This window comes from Streptomyces sp. NBC_00286, from assembly GCF_036173125.1.
Taxonomy (GTDB): Bacteria; Actinomycetota; Actinomycetes; order Streptomycetales; family Streptomycetaceae; genus Streptomyces.
Genome location: NZ_CP108054.1, coordinates 2070328 through 2085470 on the forward strand (window position 1 = coordinate 2070328; position 15143 = coordinate 2085470).

Consider the following 15143-nt stretch of genomic DNA (forward strand, 5'->3'; position numbering starts at 1 on the left):
CCTTCATCCCTTGATCCCGGAGTTCGCCATGCCCTCGACCAGGAAGCGCTGGAAGGCGAGGAAGAACAGCACGATCGGCAGCAGCGCGATCACCGACATCGCGAACATCGGGCCGAAGGCCGACTGGCTGGAGGCGTCCACGAACTGCCTGAGTGCCAGCGTGAGCGTGAACTTCTCCGGCGAGAAGAGGTAGATCAGCTGGGTGAAGAAGTCGTTCCAGGTCCAGATGAAGGTGAAGATCGCGGTGGTGATCAGCGCGGGCCGGGTCAGCGGCAGGATGACGCTGAAGAAGCTGCGGAACGGCCCGGCGCCGTCGATCCGCGCCGCCTCCTCCAGTTCACGCGGCAGTCCCCGCATGAACTGCACGATGAGGAAGACGAAGAACGCCTCCGTGGCAAGGAACTTGGGCAGGATCAGCGGCCAGTACGTGTTCACCATGCCGAGCTGGTTGAAGATGATGTACTGCGGGATCAGCACGGCATGGTGCGGCAGCATGATCGTCGCGATCATGAACGCGAACAGCGGCCCGCGGAAGCGGAAGCGCAGCCGCGCGAAGGCGTACGCGGCGAGGGAGCAGCTGAGTACGTTGCCGATGACGGCGCCGCCCGCGATGAACAGGGAGTTGCCGAGCAGCTGCCACACGGAGACTTCGTTCACGCCCTCCAGGGCGGTCGTGTAGTTGGACCATTCCAGGCTGCTGGGCAGCAGGTTGAGGCTGGCGATCACCTCGTCGGCGGGCTTGACGGAGGTCGCGAGCAGCCACGCCAGCGGATACAGCATCACCAGGAGCGCGGCCAGACAGCCGACGTGGAGGGCGACGCGCCGCCAGGCGATGGGCTTGCGGACGGCGGGAGTTGCGGCGGTTGAGGTGGTCATCGGGCTCCCCCATCAGTGTCAGACGCGTAGAAGACCCAGGAGCGCGAGGTCCGGAACAGTACGGCGGTGACGGCGCCGATCACGAGGAGCAGGACCCAGGCCATCGCGGAGGCGTAGCCCATGTGGGAGGCGACGAAGCCGCGGTCGTAGAGGTAGAGCGTGTAGAAGAGCGTCGAGTCCGCCGGGCCGCCCTTGCCCGCGCTGATCGCGAAGGCGGGGGTGAAGACCTGGAAGGCCTGGATGGTCTGGAGTACGAGGTTGAAGAAGATCACCGGGGACAGCATCGGCACGGTGATGGACAGGAACTGCCGCCATCGGCTCGCCCCGTCCACGGCGGCCGCCTCGTACAACTCCCCCGGGATCTGCTGGAGCCCGGCCAGGAAGATGACCATCGGCGCTCCGAACTGCCACACCGTCAGCAGAGCGACGGCGAACAGCGCCCAGCCGGGTTGATTGACCCAACCGCCCGTTCCCAGCAGGTTGTCGACCGTGCCGCCGTCGTTGAAGACCGCCCGCCATACGAGGGCGATGGACATGGAGGCGCCGAGGAGGGAGGGCGCGTAGAAGGCAGAGCGGTAGAAGCCGCGCCCGCGCTTCATGGACTTCAGGGCGAGCGCGACGACCAGCGCCAGGCCGAGTTGGAGGGGCACGGCGATCACGACGTATGTGAGGGTCGCGACGACCGAGCGCCAGTAGCGCGGGTCCTCGGTGAACATCTGCGTGTAGTTGCGCAGGCCCACCCACTGCGGCGGGTTGAACAAGTCGTAGTCGGTGAAGGAGAGATAGAGCGAGACGGCCATCGGGAGCAGCGTCAGCACGGCCGCGCCGAGGACCCACGGGGAGAGGAACACCCAGGCGGCGCCCTCGCGTTGGCGCTTGGGTCGCTTGGCGGGGGTGGCCTTCGCGGTAGCGGCGGGGGCCGGTATCTCAGTGGTGGTCATGACCTCAGCTCCGCCTTCGCCTCGGTGACGTAGTCCTCGGCCGCCTCGCGGGGCGACATCCGCTCGTACGACACCTGGTCGTAGTCGCGCATGAAAGTGGTCTGCAGGGCGCTGTCACCCGAAGGGGGCGCCTGGGGCGGGGCGTTGAGGTCGCCGTCCACGGAGGCCTGGTAGTCGTCGATCGTCTTGTCGAAGTCCTTCAGCTCGGGGCCGATGGCCTCGCGGATCGTCGCGTTGATGGGGATGCCGCGGGTGGCGCCGAGGATCTTCGCCGCGTCCATGTCGTTCAGCATGAAGTCGATGAACTCGGCGGCCTGCTTGGGGTGTTCGGAGGTCTTGGCGACGCCCATGAACATCGACGGCTTGAAGTACTGGCCGGGTGTCCCGTCCTCGCCCGACGGCATGGGCGCGAGGGTGACTCCGCCGGGGACAAGGGCGAGGAAGCCGCTGGCGGGCGCGTCCCAGTTCATGTCGGAGATGGCCTTTCCGCGGCCCAGCGGGGTGTTCTCGACCGTGCCGTCGAGCTGGGTGGTCTCCTCGGCGGGCGAGACGGCACCCTCGCGACGCAGCTTGTCGGTGAAGGTCCACCACTTGGTCAAGTCGTCGGCGGTGAAGCCGAGTTGGCGGTCCTTGGTGTAGAGCTCCTTGCCCTGGCCGCGCAGCCACACCTCGAAAGCGTCCTCGCTCTGGCCGGGGTCGGTGCCGCCGGGCTTGCCGGTCGCCTTCGCGAGGGCGCGCATGGCGTCGGCCCAGTCGCTCCACGTCCAGCCCTCACGGGGCAGTTCGACGCCGGAGGCCTTCCACTGCTTCGCGTCGTACGCCATCGTCTCGGTGCCGCGGGCCTGCGGAATCGCGTACTGCTTGCCGTCCACGACGCCCGTGGCCAGCAGCCCCTTGTCGATGTCGGCGGTGCTCAGCGCGGACTTCTGCTTCGCGAGGTCCAACAGGACGCCACCGGACGCGTATTGGTCGATCATGCGGTAGTCGAGCTGCATCACGTCGGGGGCGTCGCCGCCGGCCGCCTGCGTGGCCAGCTTCTGCTTGTACGCGTCGTATCCCGAGAACGACGTCTGGATGTCGACGCCGGGGTTCCGCTTCTCGAACAGCGCGACGGCCTCCTCGGTACGGGCCGCCCGGTCCGGGTTGCCCCACCAGGTGTAGCGGAGTACGACCTTGCCGCCTCCGACGGTGTCGCCGGATCCCGTACAGCCGGTGAGCGCCGCACAGAGTGCCAGCACCGCGGCCGTCGCCGTCGCCGTCACGCAGGACCTCGTTGTCCTGTTTCCGGGCATGTGTGGGGTCACCTCTCTCGGGCAGAAAGCGCTTGCGAGGAGAACGACCCTAGGGATCGTCCGGATGTCCGTACAAGCCCCCGTAGAGCACTTTCCTGGAACTGCTACGGATCTTCACGGGCGCTGCCGACACCCGCGAACCTGCGCTATCGATGCCCAGCGAACGGAGGCGTTTATGCCCCTGGAGAACGAACGCGTTGAGAACGAGCGCGTTGAGAACGAGCGCGTTGAGAACGAGCGCCTTGGGGCCGCACGTCGCCGCCGTCGGTGTGCCGTGGTGGGGCTGGGCGCACGGGCCCGGCTCTTCACGGAGGCGCTGGCCGGTCCCTACGCGGACCGCATCGAGCTGGCGGGCTTCTGCGACGTCAACGCCCACCGCATGGCCGTCCACAACGAGTGGCTGGCCGCCGACCACCCCGGCCGGGAGCCCGTACCGGCGTACGCGGCCGAGGACTTCGACCTCATGCTGCGTCGCGAACGCGTCGATCTGGTGGTGGTGTGCAGCGTGGACCGCACGCACGACGAGTACATCGTGCGCGTCCTGGAAGCGGGCTGCGACGTGGTCACCGAGAAGCCGATGACGACGGACGCCTCGCGTGCCCGGCGCATCCTGGACGCCCAGCGACGCACGGGCCGCGAGGTGCGGGTCGCCTTCAACTACCGCTACAACCCGGTGCATTCGGCCATACGTCAGTGCATCGCGGCCGGCGAGATCGGCGAGGTCGGGTCAGTCCACTTCGAGTGGCTGCTCGATCTGCGGCACGGCGCGGACTACTTCCGGCGGTGGCACCGCGACAAGGCCAACTCCGGTGGCCTGATGGTCCATAAGGCGACGCACCATTTCGACCTGGTGAACTGGTGGTTGGGGACGTCGCCCGAGACGGTCTTCGCGCAGGGTGGTCTCTTCTTCTACGGGGAGAGCGCGGGGCGGCGGCGCGGACTTGCTCGTCCCTACGCGCGGGCCCACGGCTCCCCGGCGGCCGACGGCGACCCCTTCGCCGTACGCCTCACGGACTCGCCCGTGCTCCGCTCGCTGTATCTCGACGCCGAGGGCGAGGACGGCTACCACCGCGACCAGAACGTCTTCGGGCCCGGCGTCACGATCGAGGACGACATGGCGGTACTCGTGCGGTACGCGTCCGGCGCGACCCTGACGTACCACCTGACGGCGTACGCACCTTGGGAGGGCTACCGGGTCTCGTTCAACGGGAGTTCGGGGCGGCTGGAGCTGCTGGTGGAGGAGACGACGTGGGTCCGTCCGGACGTGGTCGGCTCGGAGAGCTCGAGCCCCGTAATTCACGGCTCGGCGGTCGGCGAGGAGGCGGGTCGTACGGAGCTGCTGCTGAGGCGTTTCTGGGAGCCGCCGCGTGAGGTGAAGGTCGCGACGGGCGAGGGCGGGCACGGGGGCGGGGACGTCCGCATGCTGGCGGACTTGTTCGGCTCGCGGACGGGCGCCCCGGATGACCTGGGCCGCGCGGCGGACGCGGTGGACGGGGCGCGGTCGCTGGTGACGGGGCTGGCGGCGAATCGGTCGTTTGAGACGGGGGCGGTGGTTCGGGCTCGGGATTTGCTGGACGTGTGAGGGGTTGGCTTCTTGGCGGGTCGTGGGCGTGGGTGCGGGTTGTGCGTGACCGGTCGCGCCCACGACGGGTGCCCGGCCGCGAACACGGATGTGGGTGTGGTGAACGACGGCTGCCCACCGGCAGGGGCAGGCAGATCCAGGAATGTTACAGATCACCCATGCGCTGTCACATTTTGCAGCCCTGCATCTCGCCAGTGGACGTGCCTGCTACTGGCCGAATCACCAAGTGCAGCCCACCGCAGCCGAGTTCAAACCCGGCAAGGTGCGTCGCGCCCGCGCCCGTACACCTTCCACAGGAGACCAAATGCCCGACGCGCCCGACATCGAGGTCGTCGTCTTCGACATCCTCGGAACGATGGTCGACGAGCCAGGCGGACTACGAGCGGCCATCCGCGACGCGGTGCCCGCGACCGCCGATACATCAGTCGACCATCTACTCACCGTGTGGCAAGAGCACGTCGAGCACGAACAGCGACGCATCGAGGAACGAAGCCGGGCGTACGCCAACACCGAGACCATCGACCGCGAGGCAGCGCAACGCGTAGCCGACCGTGCCGGCCTCACCGACCCGGCGGCCATCGCCCGACTGGCGACCGCAAGCCGACGCCTCAAACCCTGGAACGACTCCGTCACCGCCCTGACGCGCCTGGCCCGGCACTTCCCCGCACTGGGCCTCTCCAACGCCGGCCGCACCACTCTGCTCCACCTCAACGCACACGCCGGCCTGCGCTGGCACCAAACCCTGTCCGCCGAAGAAGCCCGAGCCAACAAACCCGCCCCGGAGGTCTACCGGCTCGCAATCGACGCAGCAGGATGCCCACCAGAACGCATACTGAAGATCGCCGCCCACGCCTGGGACCTACGAGGAGCACAGGCAACTGGAATGCGAACTGCCTACGTTCAGCGGCCAGTTGGGGACCCTCCGAAGAGGACCGACACCTTCGATTGGCGGTCGAACAGCCTGGATGAGTTGGTCACCGAGCTGACGGTGACGTAGGCAGCGCCGACCTCCGTGCCGTGGACGGCTGCGCCTCTGAAATGTCTGTCTCCTGCCGTTGTGCTCAGCCCTGCCCTTGGCCTGTAGGCGGAAGGGTGGTTGGCGGGATGTTGTGGTTGACGCGGAAGATGTTGCCGGGGTCCCAGACATCCTTGAGCTGGACGAGCTCTTGGTAGGTGTCAGGGTCGTAGGCGGACCGCAGGTGCATGTCGGTGGGCTCGCGGGCGCTGATGAAGCTGAGGAAAGGGCCGCCGATGCGCCACGGACCCATCGCCCCTATGAGGCGATCCTGGTAGTCGGCGGCCACGGCGGCTTCGTCGTCAGTTGCTGTCCTTGCCCCACTGAACAGGGTGTACGCGGCCTCGCGGTAGGGCACGGCGTTGGGATGCCGGGGCCGACGGGCCAACGCCCCGCCCAGGTGGCGCAGTTCGATGTTTGGGCGCCAGGCGACAGCGCCTTCCTCGGCGAGCGCTGCGAGGGTGTCGATCGTCGTGTCGTCCAGCGTGCGCAGCCGCGTCGAGCGCTCGTAGTAGACGCCCGGTTCGGTCGGGTCCAGGTGGATGGCGGCGACCTGTGCGTAGGGCCGGTCCGTGAGTGTGTCGGCGACCGGTTCGCCATGCTGCCGAAGCGGACGTACCAACGCCTCGCCCTCTTGGGCGGGGCCGTTGAAGGCGACGCGGATGTGGGCGAGAAAGCGCCCGCGTACCTGGGGCGGCAGCGCATCATCGGGCGGGAATGGGCCGAGCGCGAGCGAGGATTGCATCGCGTCCGGTATCGCGCGCGTCCAGTCCCGCCAGGCGCGCAGCAACCTGTCCGGCCTGTCGGCCGGAAGGAACAGCCCGCCGCCGTACAGGCTCGGTACGGGGAAGAGGGCGACCTCCATGGCGGTGACGACGCCGAAGTTCCCCTTGCCGCCCCGCAGCCCCCAGAACAGGTTCGCGTGGCTGTCCGCGGTTACCCGGTGCAGCGTGCCGTCGGCGGTGACCACGTCCAGGCACCGTACGTGATCGGCGCTGTAGCCGTACGACCGGCCCAGCGGCCCGAGCCCGCCGCCCAGGGTGTAGCCGACCGCGCCGACCGATGGCGCGGCGCCGTTCAGGGGGGCCAGACCATGGGCGGCAGCCGCTTGGACGACTTGGCTCCAGCTCGCTCCGGCCCCGATCCGCGCCGTCCGTGTCCCGGGGTCGATACGGACCTCGTCCATGTCCCGAGTGTCGATCAGTAGGGCCCCGTCGGCGGGCACCGAGACCCCGTGCCCGGTGGCTTGGACTGCGAGGGGCAGACCGTGGTCCGCGGCGAAGCGCACGCAAGCAGCGACGTCGGCAGCATCAGCGGCGCGTACGACTGCGGCGGGGCGTCCTCGCACGATGCGGTTGAAGCCGAGCTGTGCCCGCTCATAGTCGCCGGTTCCGGGCGGTAGGAGGGCTCCGTCCAGAGCAGCCTTCAGGGTGTTGAGGGCGGAGCCTGTCAGGGTCGGCACGGGGTCTGGGCCTGGGGAGGAGTTTCCTGCGGTAGTCACGTCAGTCCTTTCCGGTTGGGCAGGTCGCCTTCGTGTACCTCGGCGAGTGGCTCGTAGTCGGTCGGCCGGGCCCGGCTTCGCCCACCCGGCCGGCCAGGGAACGGCTCTGGCGGCTGGCGTAGATCAACGGGATGGTGGCTGCGACGCAGACGGCGCCAACCCACAGCACGGTAGGAAGGCCGGTCACGTCGAGCGTGGTTCCGCCGGCGAGAGCGCCGAGGGCGATGGAAAGGTTGAACATCGCCGTGTACAAGGCGGTGGCGGCCTCGGGGGCGCGTGGCGCGGCGGCGAGCATCCAGGTCTGCAAGCTGACCGATACGCCTCCAAAGGATGCGCCCCAGACCAGCAGCAGGGCGGTACCGCTTGCGCCATGCGTGCCCAGGACGGGCATCAGGGCCATGGCCGGGGCGAGGGTGGCGGCGATGATCAGCAGGGCGCGGGGTGGGTGCCGGCCTGCGGCCGGGCCCGCGAAGAAGTTGCCGATGATGCCGGCGAAGCCGTAGCCGAGGAGCAGCGGGCCGATCAGGTGCGCAGCGATGCCGGAGATGTGCTGGAGCGTGGGGCTGATGAAGGTGTATGCGATGAAGTGCCCGGCAACCAGGAAGAAGGTGGCGATCACCCCCACCGTAGGGGCGCGCTGACGCAGTAGCCGGGCCAGGTCTTTCAGGCGGACCGGCTGAGCTGCGGGCAGCGGCGGCAGCAAGATGAGCAGTCCGGTCAACACCAGGAGGCCGAGACCGGTGAGCGCGAGGAAGGCGGCACGCCACCCGGCCAACTCGCCGATCAGCGTTCCCATCGGCACGCCGAGTACGGAGGCCGCGCCGACGCCGCCGAATATCACGGCAGTGGCACGCGACACCGACCCCGCTGGGACCAGCCGGGCAGCGATCCCGCCGGCGATCGCCCAGAACCCGCCGATGGTCACACCGACCAGGACGCGGGAGGCCAGCAGCAGGGCGAAGCTGGGCGCCAGCGCGGAGGCCAGACTCGCTGCGGCCATCAGCGCGCCAAGGCCGGTCAGCACGGTGCGCCGATCCCGCCGGCCGACGGCGACCGGCAGCAGAGGGGCCGCAACCGCTGCCACGACACCGGGCACGGACACCATTAGCCCAGCCGTCCCCTTCGACACCCGCAGCTCGTCGGCGACAGCGGAGAGCAGCCCGACCGGCAACTGTTCCGCGGTCACCAGCGAGAAGATGCCCACCGCCACGGTGGCCACGGCTAACCAGCGTTTGACAGGTGATGCGGCCAGAGAGTCCGAAACAGTGTGAGTCATGCCTTCAGGGTCAGACGCTCACAAAAGAGGGAACAAGGGCTGATCCTGCAACGACCGATAGTGCAGAGGTTATTGATCAAGGCGGAGATGGTCGTGGAACAACGTGAGATCGAGATCTTCCTGACCCTGGCCGAACATCTTCATTTCCGGCGCACCGCCGAACAACTGCACATCTCCCAGGCCCGGGTCAGTCAGACGATCAAGAAACTGGAACGGCAGATCGGCGCCGCCCTGTTCGACCGCACCAGTCGGCGGGTCGCGCTGACCTCCATCGGACGCCGGCTGCGAGACGATCTCGCCCCGGCCTACCAGCAGATCCAAGACGCCATCGCCCACGCCGTCGCAGCCGGCCACGGCGTCGACGGCGCACTGCGCCTGGGATTCGAGGCACCGGCGCTCGCCGACCACCTCACCGCACCGATCGACACCTTCCGCAGCCGACACCCGGGCTGCCTGGTCCACCTGCGCGAGGCCCCGTTCCACGACCCTCTCGGCATCATCGGCACGGGCGAAGCCGACGTCGTAGTCATCCAGGCCCCCGTCACCGAACCCGGTCTCGTCGAAGGCCCCACCGCGGTTGTCGAACCGATGGTTCTGGCCGTGTCCGACCAGCACCCGCTGGCCCGCGCCCAAGCGGTCACACTCGAGGACCTGGCCCGCACCCCGGTCCTCCCCTCCGCCCGACCGGTACGGCCGTACTGGGTGGCCCCACCCCACCCGTGGCACACCCCCGGCGGAAAGACCATCGAGCGCGCCCCCGCCACCACCACGTTCCAGGAACTGCTCGCCGCTGTCGCGGCAGGCAGCGGCATCTGCCCACTGGGTGCACACGTCGCCCGCTACTTCGCACGCCCCAACATCACGTACGTGCCCTTCCATGACGCACCACCGGCCACCTGGCGCCTCGTCTGGCCACGCACCGGCGAGACGGCCCGTATCCGCGCCTTCGCACAACACGTGGTTACGTCCCCGGCGGCCCCACAGACTGGAGCGGATCTCCGCCGACGGTGCAACGTAACCGCCAGTAGCAGGCCCCTCGTGTAAGGCGAGAGCCGCTGGTGTCGCAGCAGCGGTTCCGACAGCATGCGGCGCATGGACTGGATGCCTCTGCTCTCCACACTGACAGGTGCCGCGATCGGCATCACCGCTACCCTGATCGCCGATCGCAACAGGTGGCGGCGTGAGGAAGCACGACACTCTCTGGAGGTGCGGCGCGCCGCGTACACCGAGTACGCCACCGCCCTCAAGGACGCGGGTGAAGAGATACGGGCTGTCGCTTTGGGCGACAATATGTCCGAGTCAGCGCGTGATGCGGCAGTGCGCGAAGCCTTCCGCGGGACCGGATTGCACACGGCAAGCGAGCGGCTCTGGCTCGTGGGTCCGCGGCCCGTTGTCGCGGCAGGGAACGAGGCGTTTCACAGCCTGCGCCGGATGCGTGACGCCTATGCCCGCGGGGTGGCGGTCGGCTCCGCCGAGGACACAACCTTGGTCCAACAGCGCCGCACGGCTATGGCAGAGATGCGCCGCCTCATGCGCGAGGATCTGGGCGCCGGGCCCCTCGGGATCGAATGACCACCGGCCGGGGCAGATGTCACTCACAGCAGCAGAGATCATTGATGGCTGAGGTTACGGCGGTTGGACGTCGAGCCCTTTCCTAGCAGCAGGTCACCGGCGCGGCTCGCCTGCTGCCTACGATCGACCCGTGGTCCTCTTCCTCCTGGAACGCGTATCGCCGAGTCCGGTCGCCCAGGTCTGGCGGCGGCTGACGACATGGGAACGCCACGGGGACGTCGTACCACTCACCCGGATCACCGTCGTCACCCCACCACCGACCCGCGCGGGCACAGTCTTCGTTGCGCGATCGGGAATCGGCCCCCTCACGTTCGACGACCCGATGGAGGTCGTGACCTGGCGACCACCCACGGACGGATGCCCCGGGACGTGCCGCCTGCTCAAGCGCGGGACGTTCGTGACGGGGTGGGCCGAGATCACCGTGCATCCATACGGGAACGGAGGTTCACGCGTGGTGTGGCAGGAGGAACTGCGCGTACGCCGACTGCCGACTGCCTTCGACCGGCCACTGGCATGGGTGGCCCGGCGGATGTTCGGGCGCGCCATGGACGGGTTGTTGAAGCCGTCTTGAGCGCCAGCGGCCCTGCGGCACGACCTCTCGCGGCTCTCCAGCTTGAGTTTTAGCCTCTGCCTGCTGCTGCGGCACCCGGTGCGAGGGTGTAGGGCACACTCTGATGTCGGCAACGGCTGACCGCACTGCCCGAGAGGTCGTAGAAGAAGCGCTGCGGTTCCCCGACCGGGTTGCCGTGCACATCGAGGTGCCAGGCGGCCAGAAGGAACCGTCCGACCTCGGCCAGCACGACCGCATCCGTCTCCGACACCCGCAGCCGGTCCCGGATGGCCACCCCGGCAGGGCCAGGCACCACGAACGATGGCGCCAACTCCCGCAGCCCCCACCCCTTCACCCCCTGCCCAGCCGAAGATCCCGTCACGGCAGTCAACGAGCAGCACCCGCAAAGGTCACCCATTCGACCCAAGAACCCCAGTTCCCGTCCCGAAGAACGGAGACCAAGAACGCACCACGGCATGGATGACCCTCCCGGCGCAGGCGCCGGGCGGCACGACGTCCGGCCTGGGCATTCACTCACATTCACCAAAAGTCACTCCCGCTCAGTACACCCACAGCAGTGCCCAACCCCGACGCACCCCACGGCTTCACGAGCCACCCCACGGCCATGGCCAGGACGGCACTCAGCGGCGTCGGCTCCTGGCTGCGCGACCGGATTTCGCAGCCGTAGGGACTGACTGCGAGCCCACGAAGCTGACCGCAAAGAGCTCTTCGCAAAGAACTCTTTGCAGTTTATCCTGTGCGGTGTGACCGACGCGATGAAGAGGGCAGAGGGCCCGTACGTTGAAGAGAGCTCCGTTGTTCTGGATGCCAAGGGGCTGCGAGCCATGGCGCATCCGGTGCGTGTGCAGCTGGTTGGGCTGCTGCGGAAGTACGGCCCATCGACGGCTACGCGTCTCGCGGAGCGGCTGGGCGTGAACTCCGGGACGGCCAGCTATCACCTGCGCCAGCTCGACGCGGCTGGTTTCGTCGAGGAGGACGCTGAGCGCGGCAATGCGCGAGAGCGCTGGTGGCGTTCCGTACATCAGATGACGGAGCTCAACGACCGGGAGCTGGCCGATCGAGAGCCCGAGGCCGCCTTGGCCTACCTGCAATCCGTCGCCACCACGTACACCATGCGCACCCAGCAGACGCTGAACGAGTTGCAGACCATGCCCCGCGCGTGGCGGGACACCTTCGACATGAGCGACATGGCCTTGCGGCTCACGCCCGAAGAGGCCGTCGCCCTGCGGCACGAGTTGAGGGCCGTCATCGCCCGGTACCGGAGGGATACGCCCGAGGCTGCGGCGAGTGCCCCGGAAGGAGCCGAGCGGGTTGGCGTTATCACGCAGCTTCTGCCGGAGCTGGATGCGCCCGCACCGTCGGAGGTGCACTCCAGTCCTGAGACTGCGCCAGGAACGGAGACGTCGTCGTGACAGGGGACGCTCCAGGCGCTGACGGCTTATCCAGAAGGCGGTCCTTACGACCTCTGGGTGGGGTGCTGGCGGCCATGGCCGTGTCGCTGACCGGTACCCGGGTATCGGCGGTCGCGCTCCCCTGGTTCGTACTGGTCACGACCGGCAGCGCCACCCAGACCGGGCTGGTCGCCTTCTTCGAGATGGCTCCCTACGTGGTGGTCAAGGCGCTCACCGGGCCGCTGGTGGACCGAGTTGGCCCACGGAAGGTTTCCTGGACCACGGACCTCGCCAGCGCAGCCGCTGCCGCCGCCGTCCCCCTGTTCCACGCCTTGCACCTGCTGTCCTTTCCGCTTCTGCTGGCCCTGGTTGCGGTGATCGGCGCCGCCCGCGGACCCGGCGACCTGGCCAAGGAAGTCATGGTCCCGGAGGCGGCTGAGCGCGCTGGGGTGCCGTTGGAGCGGGCCACGGGTCTGTCCGGCGTGACCGAGCGGCTCGCCTCGACCGTCGGCCCGGCGGCCGGCGGCTCCTTGGTGGCGTTGCTCGGCCCGTTGACAGGTCTTGTCGTCAACGCAGGCTGCTTCGCTCTCGGATCGGTGATCATCGCAGTGACGCTGCCTCGCCGCATGGGCGAGTCGGCCGAGGGCGCCTCGTCGCAAGCCGAAGAGACGAAAACGGGCTACTGGAAACGTTTCGGCGAAGGCTTCACTTTCCTGCGCAGCGAGCCACTGCTGCTCACCGTCATCATCATGGTGGGCATCACCAACCTGCTCGATGCGGCGTTCATGACGGTTCTCTTGCCCGTCTGGGCCAAGGAGTCCGGCAACGGGCCGGCCGCGATCGGCCTCACAGGCAGCGCGATGGGGGCCGCCGCGGTCGCCGGGAGCCTGATCGCCGCAGTGGCCGCACACCGACTGCGGCGCAGGGTCGTCTTCTTCACCGGATTCCTGTTGGCCGGCGCGCCGAGATATCTGATCCTCGCCTTCGACGCCCCGCTGGGAGCGGTACTGGCCGTCTTCGCCGTCAGTGGATTCGGTGCGGGCTTCCTCAACCCGGTGATCGGGGCCATCCTCCTCGAACGCGTGCCGCGCCGGATGCTCGGCCGGGTCAACGCGCTCGGCGACTCGTTGGCCTGGTCAGGTATCCCTCTCGGCGGGCTGATCGCCGGGGCGGCGGTGGCCTCCGTCGGGCTTGTGCCCGTACTGCTCGCCTGCGGGGCCGCGTACTTCCTCACCACGAACCTGGCAGGACTGCGGCCGGAGTGGCGCGAGATGGACCGTCCGGGTGGGAGAGAGGTCCTGAAGCGGCCCCCTGAGGCAAACGCTCCACGAAGGGTCGGGCGGAGCTCACCGCCCCGACTCTGAGATGCCGTCCACGAGTTTGGGGGTGGGGGGCATGGCTGTTGCGGGAACTTGTGACACTTGCACGTGCAAGTGTCACAAGTTCCCGCAACAGCCTCGGGGTGAGGGGCGCTGGCCACGGTCAGTTTCTCGTCGTTCCTGCTTCTGGCTTCCGTTCGGCGACGCAGTCGTACGACGATGATCACAGCGAGGAGTAACGCCACGTTGATCGTCAGCACCACCGGCCGGTCCTCCCGTCAGGCAAGAGCGTTCGGGTCTTCCTGTGCAGTTCGAACCGGGCGGCGCCGTGGGCCAGTTGTCCACAGTTGGCGGCGAAGTGCTCCGAGTCGGCCGAATTCCTCGTAAGCCTGAAGCCTGGGCAGCGGGCGCGTCGGCGAGGGCGCGCCCGCTGCTCATCAAACTCCCGGGCCCCGCGTCTCAACCTCCGCCCAAAATCGGCGGATTGGCCAACCGCACCAGCTCCAGGGCCTGTTCGGGGAACCAGTCCCCCGCATCCGGGTCGACCATCCCGCGCTCCGGGTCCTCCGGGCCCTCCGTGCCGCGCAGGCACAGGCCGTCCGATTCGCCCGGGATCTTGATCCACAGTCGGGCGTCGTGGAGTGGGTCGCCCGTGCGGAGGGTGGGGCGGGTGCCGAGGCCGCGGCCGGGTGGGTTGCACCAGTCCTGGGGGTCCGTGTACTTGCCCGGGGGCGGGGTCCACGGGCCCTGGCCGTTGCGGCTGGAGTCGGTGACGAAGTGCTTCATACGGGAGGGTGGTACGCGTACGTTCTCCTCCAGCCAGGCCTGGGCGTCGGCGCGTGGCCAGCCCTGGTTGGGGCAGGCGGCCGGGTCGCCGCCTGCGTCCACGTACGCGAGGCAGGACGAAATCAGCTTGCCGTACCAGGAGTTGGCGTCGTCGGTCTGGTAGTTGGAGGTGTTGGTGTAGAAGCCGGTGGCCCGGTCGATGCCGCCCTTGAGGAGGCGGGGGACGATCGAGTTGACGGTGTGCCAGCCGGGGTGGCCCGTGTCCAGGTACACCCGGGTTCCGCGCAGCGGTTCCAGCTTGTCCACCGCGTAGTTGACCTCGGTGTAACGGGCCGCGGTCAGCGTGCCCTGGGCGTCGTCCTGGCCGCAGTCGGCGGGGACGAGGGCGAGGGAGTCGGGTTCGAGGACGACGAGCGCGTCACGGCCGCCGATGCCGCGCGCGATCGCGTCGATCCACGCCTTGTACTCGGCCGTATTGGAGGCGCCGCCGCCGGAGTAGTTGGAGCAGTCGCGGCCGGGCACGTTGTAGAGGGCGAAGACGGGCAGCGCGTTGTGCCGGTCCGCGTCGCGCGCCACCTCGCGGATCTGCCGCTCGACCTGGGGCGGCGTCTGGTCGCCGTACCAGACCGCCTGCGGCGTGTGGGCCATGGCCAGGATGCCTGCCGCGTCCCGGAGTTGGCCGGTGCGGGCCAACTCGAAGGCCTGGCGGTACGCCGCCGGGTTGGCGTCGGGGACGTACAGGCCGGATCTGCGCCGTTCAGGCTCCGCCGCATCAGCCACAACATCCACCACATCAGCCGCGCCTGCCGTCGGCGCGCTCAGCAGAGAGGCCAGGCCAACCATTAAGGCAGCCAGGCCTGTTGAGATACGTCTCATGGGTTCACTCCTGGTTCGCAACGGTCACCGGGGACTTGCGGACTTGCGGGAGCGCTCCCATGAGCCTCGTCGCGCACGGGGCAACCCGTCAAGGTGGCTGCAGCGGGCGGCTCGCGGCGGCACCGGACGGAGCTCGGGAACCGCC

14 protein-coding genes and 1 pseudogene are annotated in these 15143 nt (G+C 68.7%); 8 read left to right on the forward strand and 7 right to left on the reverse strand.

Annotated features, from left to right (window positions below; all coding sequences use genetic code 11):
- Nucleotides 1-3: 3 nt before the first annotated feature.
- From OHT21_RS09405 to OHT21_RS09415, 3 genes are read right to left on the reverse strand one after another with little or no spacing between them, the layout of a single operon-like run.
- Nucleotides 4-876 (reverse strand): carbohydrate ABC transporter permease, encoded by an 873-nt coding sequence (locus tag OHT21_RS09405; RefSeq protein ID WP_328767797.1) that lies wholly within the window; start codon nucleotides 874-876, stop codon nucleotides 4-6.
- Nucleotides 873-1817, reverse strand: a complete 945-nt coding sequence (locus tag OHT21_RS09410) for a carbohydrate ABC transporter permease (RefSeq protein WP_328767798.1) — start codon at nucleotides 1815-1817, stop codon at nucleotides 873-875. Before OHT21_RS09410 ends, OHT21_RS09405 begins: the two co-directional genes overlap by 4 nt.
- Nucleotides 1814-3109 (reverse strand): ABC transporter substrate-binding protein, encoded by a 1296-nt coding sequence (locus OHT21_RS09415; protein ID WP_328767799.1) that lies wholly within the window; start codon nucleotides 3107-3109, stop codon nucleotides 1814-1816. Before OHT21_RS09415 ends, OHT21_RS09410 begins: the two co-directional genes overlap by 4 nt.
- Nucleotides 3110-3284: 175 nt before the next feature.
- Between OHT21_RS09415 and OHT21_RS09420 the strand changes: the two genes are divergently transcribed.
- Together OHT21_RS09420 and OHT21_RS09425 are read left to right on the forward strand one after the other, a co-directional pair.
- Entirely contained in the window at nucleotides 3285-4691 is a 1407-nt protein-coding gene (locus OHT21_RS09420; protein ID WP_328767800.1) for a Gfo/Idh/MocA family protein, read from the forward strand.
- A 304-nt stretch (nucleotides 4692-4995) separates the two neighbouring features.
- Entirely contained in the window at nucleotides 4996-5688 is a 693-nt protein-coding gene (locus OHT21_RS09425; RefSeq protein ID WP_328767801.1) for a haloacid dehalogenase type II, read from the forward strand.
- Nucleotides 5689-5752: 64 nt separating this feature from the next.
- Here OHT21_RS09425 and OHT21_RS09430 read toward each other — a convergent pair whose 3' ends face one another.
- Together OHT21_RS09430 and OHT21_RS09435 are read right to left on the reverse strand one after the other, a co-directional pair.
- The gene (locus OHT21_RS09430; protein ID WP_328767802.1) at nucleotides 5753-7168 is read right to left on the reverse strand and encodes an FAD-binding oxidoreductase; all 1416 of its coding nucleotides are present in this window, start codon (nucleotides 7166-7168) and stop codon (nucleotides 5753-5755) included.
- Between the two features lie 40 nt (nucleotides 7169-7208).
- Entirely contained in the window at nucleotides 7209-8426 is a 1218-nt protein-coding gene (locus tag OHT21_RS09435) for an MFS transporter (protein ID WP_328767803.1), read from the reverse strand.
- Between the two features lie 144 nt (nucleotides 8427-8570).
- Here OHT21_RS09435 and OHT21_RS09440 point away from each other — a divergent pair, with 144 nt between their 5' ends.
- The 3 genes from OHT21_RS09440 (at nucleotide 8571) to OHT21_RS09450 (ending at nucleotide 10626) form a co-directional block, all read left to right on the forward strand.
- Entirely contained in the window at nucleotides 8571-9527 is a 957-nt protein-coding gene (locus tag OHT21_RS09440) for a LysR family transcriptional regulator (RefSeq protein WP_328767804.1), read from the forward strand.
- A 48-nt stretch (nucleotides 9528-9575) separates the two neighbouring features.
- Nucleotides 9576-10055: a hypothetical protein gene (locus OHT21_RS09445; RefSeq protein ID WP_328767805.1), complete on the forward strand. Its 480-nt coding sequence runs from the start codon at nucleotides 9576-9578 to the stop codon at nucleotides 10053-10055.
- A gap of 130 nt (nucleotides 10056-10185) precedes the next feature.
- The gene (locus OHT21_RS09450) at nucleotides 10186-10626 is read left to right on the forward strand and encodes an SRPBCC family protein (RefSeq protein WP_328767806.1); all 441 of its coding nucleotides are present in this window, start codon (nucleotides 10186-10188) and stop codon (nucleotides 10624-10626) included.
- Nucleotides 10627-10675: 49 nt separating this feature from the next.
- Here the strand turns inward: OHT21_RS09450 and OHT21_RS09455 are convergent, their stop codons facing one another.
- Nucleotides 10676-10900, reverse strand: coding sequence for a hypothetical protein (locus OHT21_RS09455; protein ID WP_328767807.1), 225 nt, complete (start codon nucleotides 10898-10900; stop codon nucleotides 10676-10678).
- A 291-nt stretch (nucleotides 10901-11191) separates the two neighbouring features.
- Here OHT21_RS09455 and OHT21_RS09460 point away from each other — a divergent pair.
- From OHT21_RS09460 to OHT21_RS09470, 3 genes and pseudogenes are all read left to right on the forward strand, one after another.
- Nucleotides 11192-11293, forward strand: a pseudogene (locus OHT21_RS09460) (alpha/beta hydrolase); the annotation flags it as partial.
- An 88-nt stretch (nucleotides 11294-11381) separates the two neighbouring features.
- A complete protein-coding gene (locus OHT21_RS09465; RefSeq protein WP_328774021.1) occupies nucleotides 11382-12038 on the forward strand; it encodes an ArsR/SmtB family transcription factor in 657 nt (218 codons plus the stop codon).
- Nucleotides 12039-12112: 74 nt separating this feature from the next.
- Nucleotides 12113-13381: an MFS transporter gene (locus OHT21_RS09470; protein ID WP_328767808.1), complete on the forward strand. Its 1269-nt coding sequence runs from the start codon at nucleotides 12113-12115 to the stop codon at nucleotides 13379-13381.
- 414 nt (nucleotides 13382-13795) lie between these two features.
- On the opposite strand, the gene OHT21_RS09475 is transcribed toward OHT21_RS09470, so the two are convergent.
- Nucleotides 13796-14902, reverse strand: coding sequence for a glycoside hydrolase family 6 protein (locus OHT21_RS09475; RefSeq protein ID WP_328767809.1), 1107 nt, complete (start codon nucleotides 14900-14902; stop codon nucleotides 13796-13798).
- Nucleotides 14903-15143 lie beyond the last annotated feature (241 nt).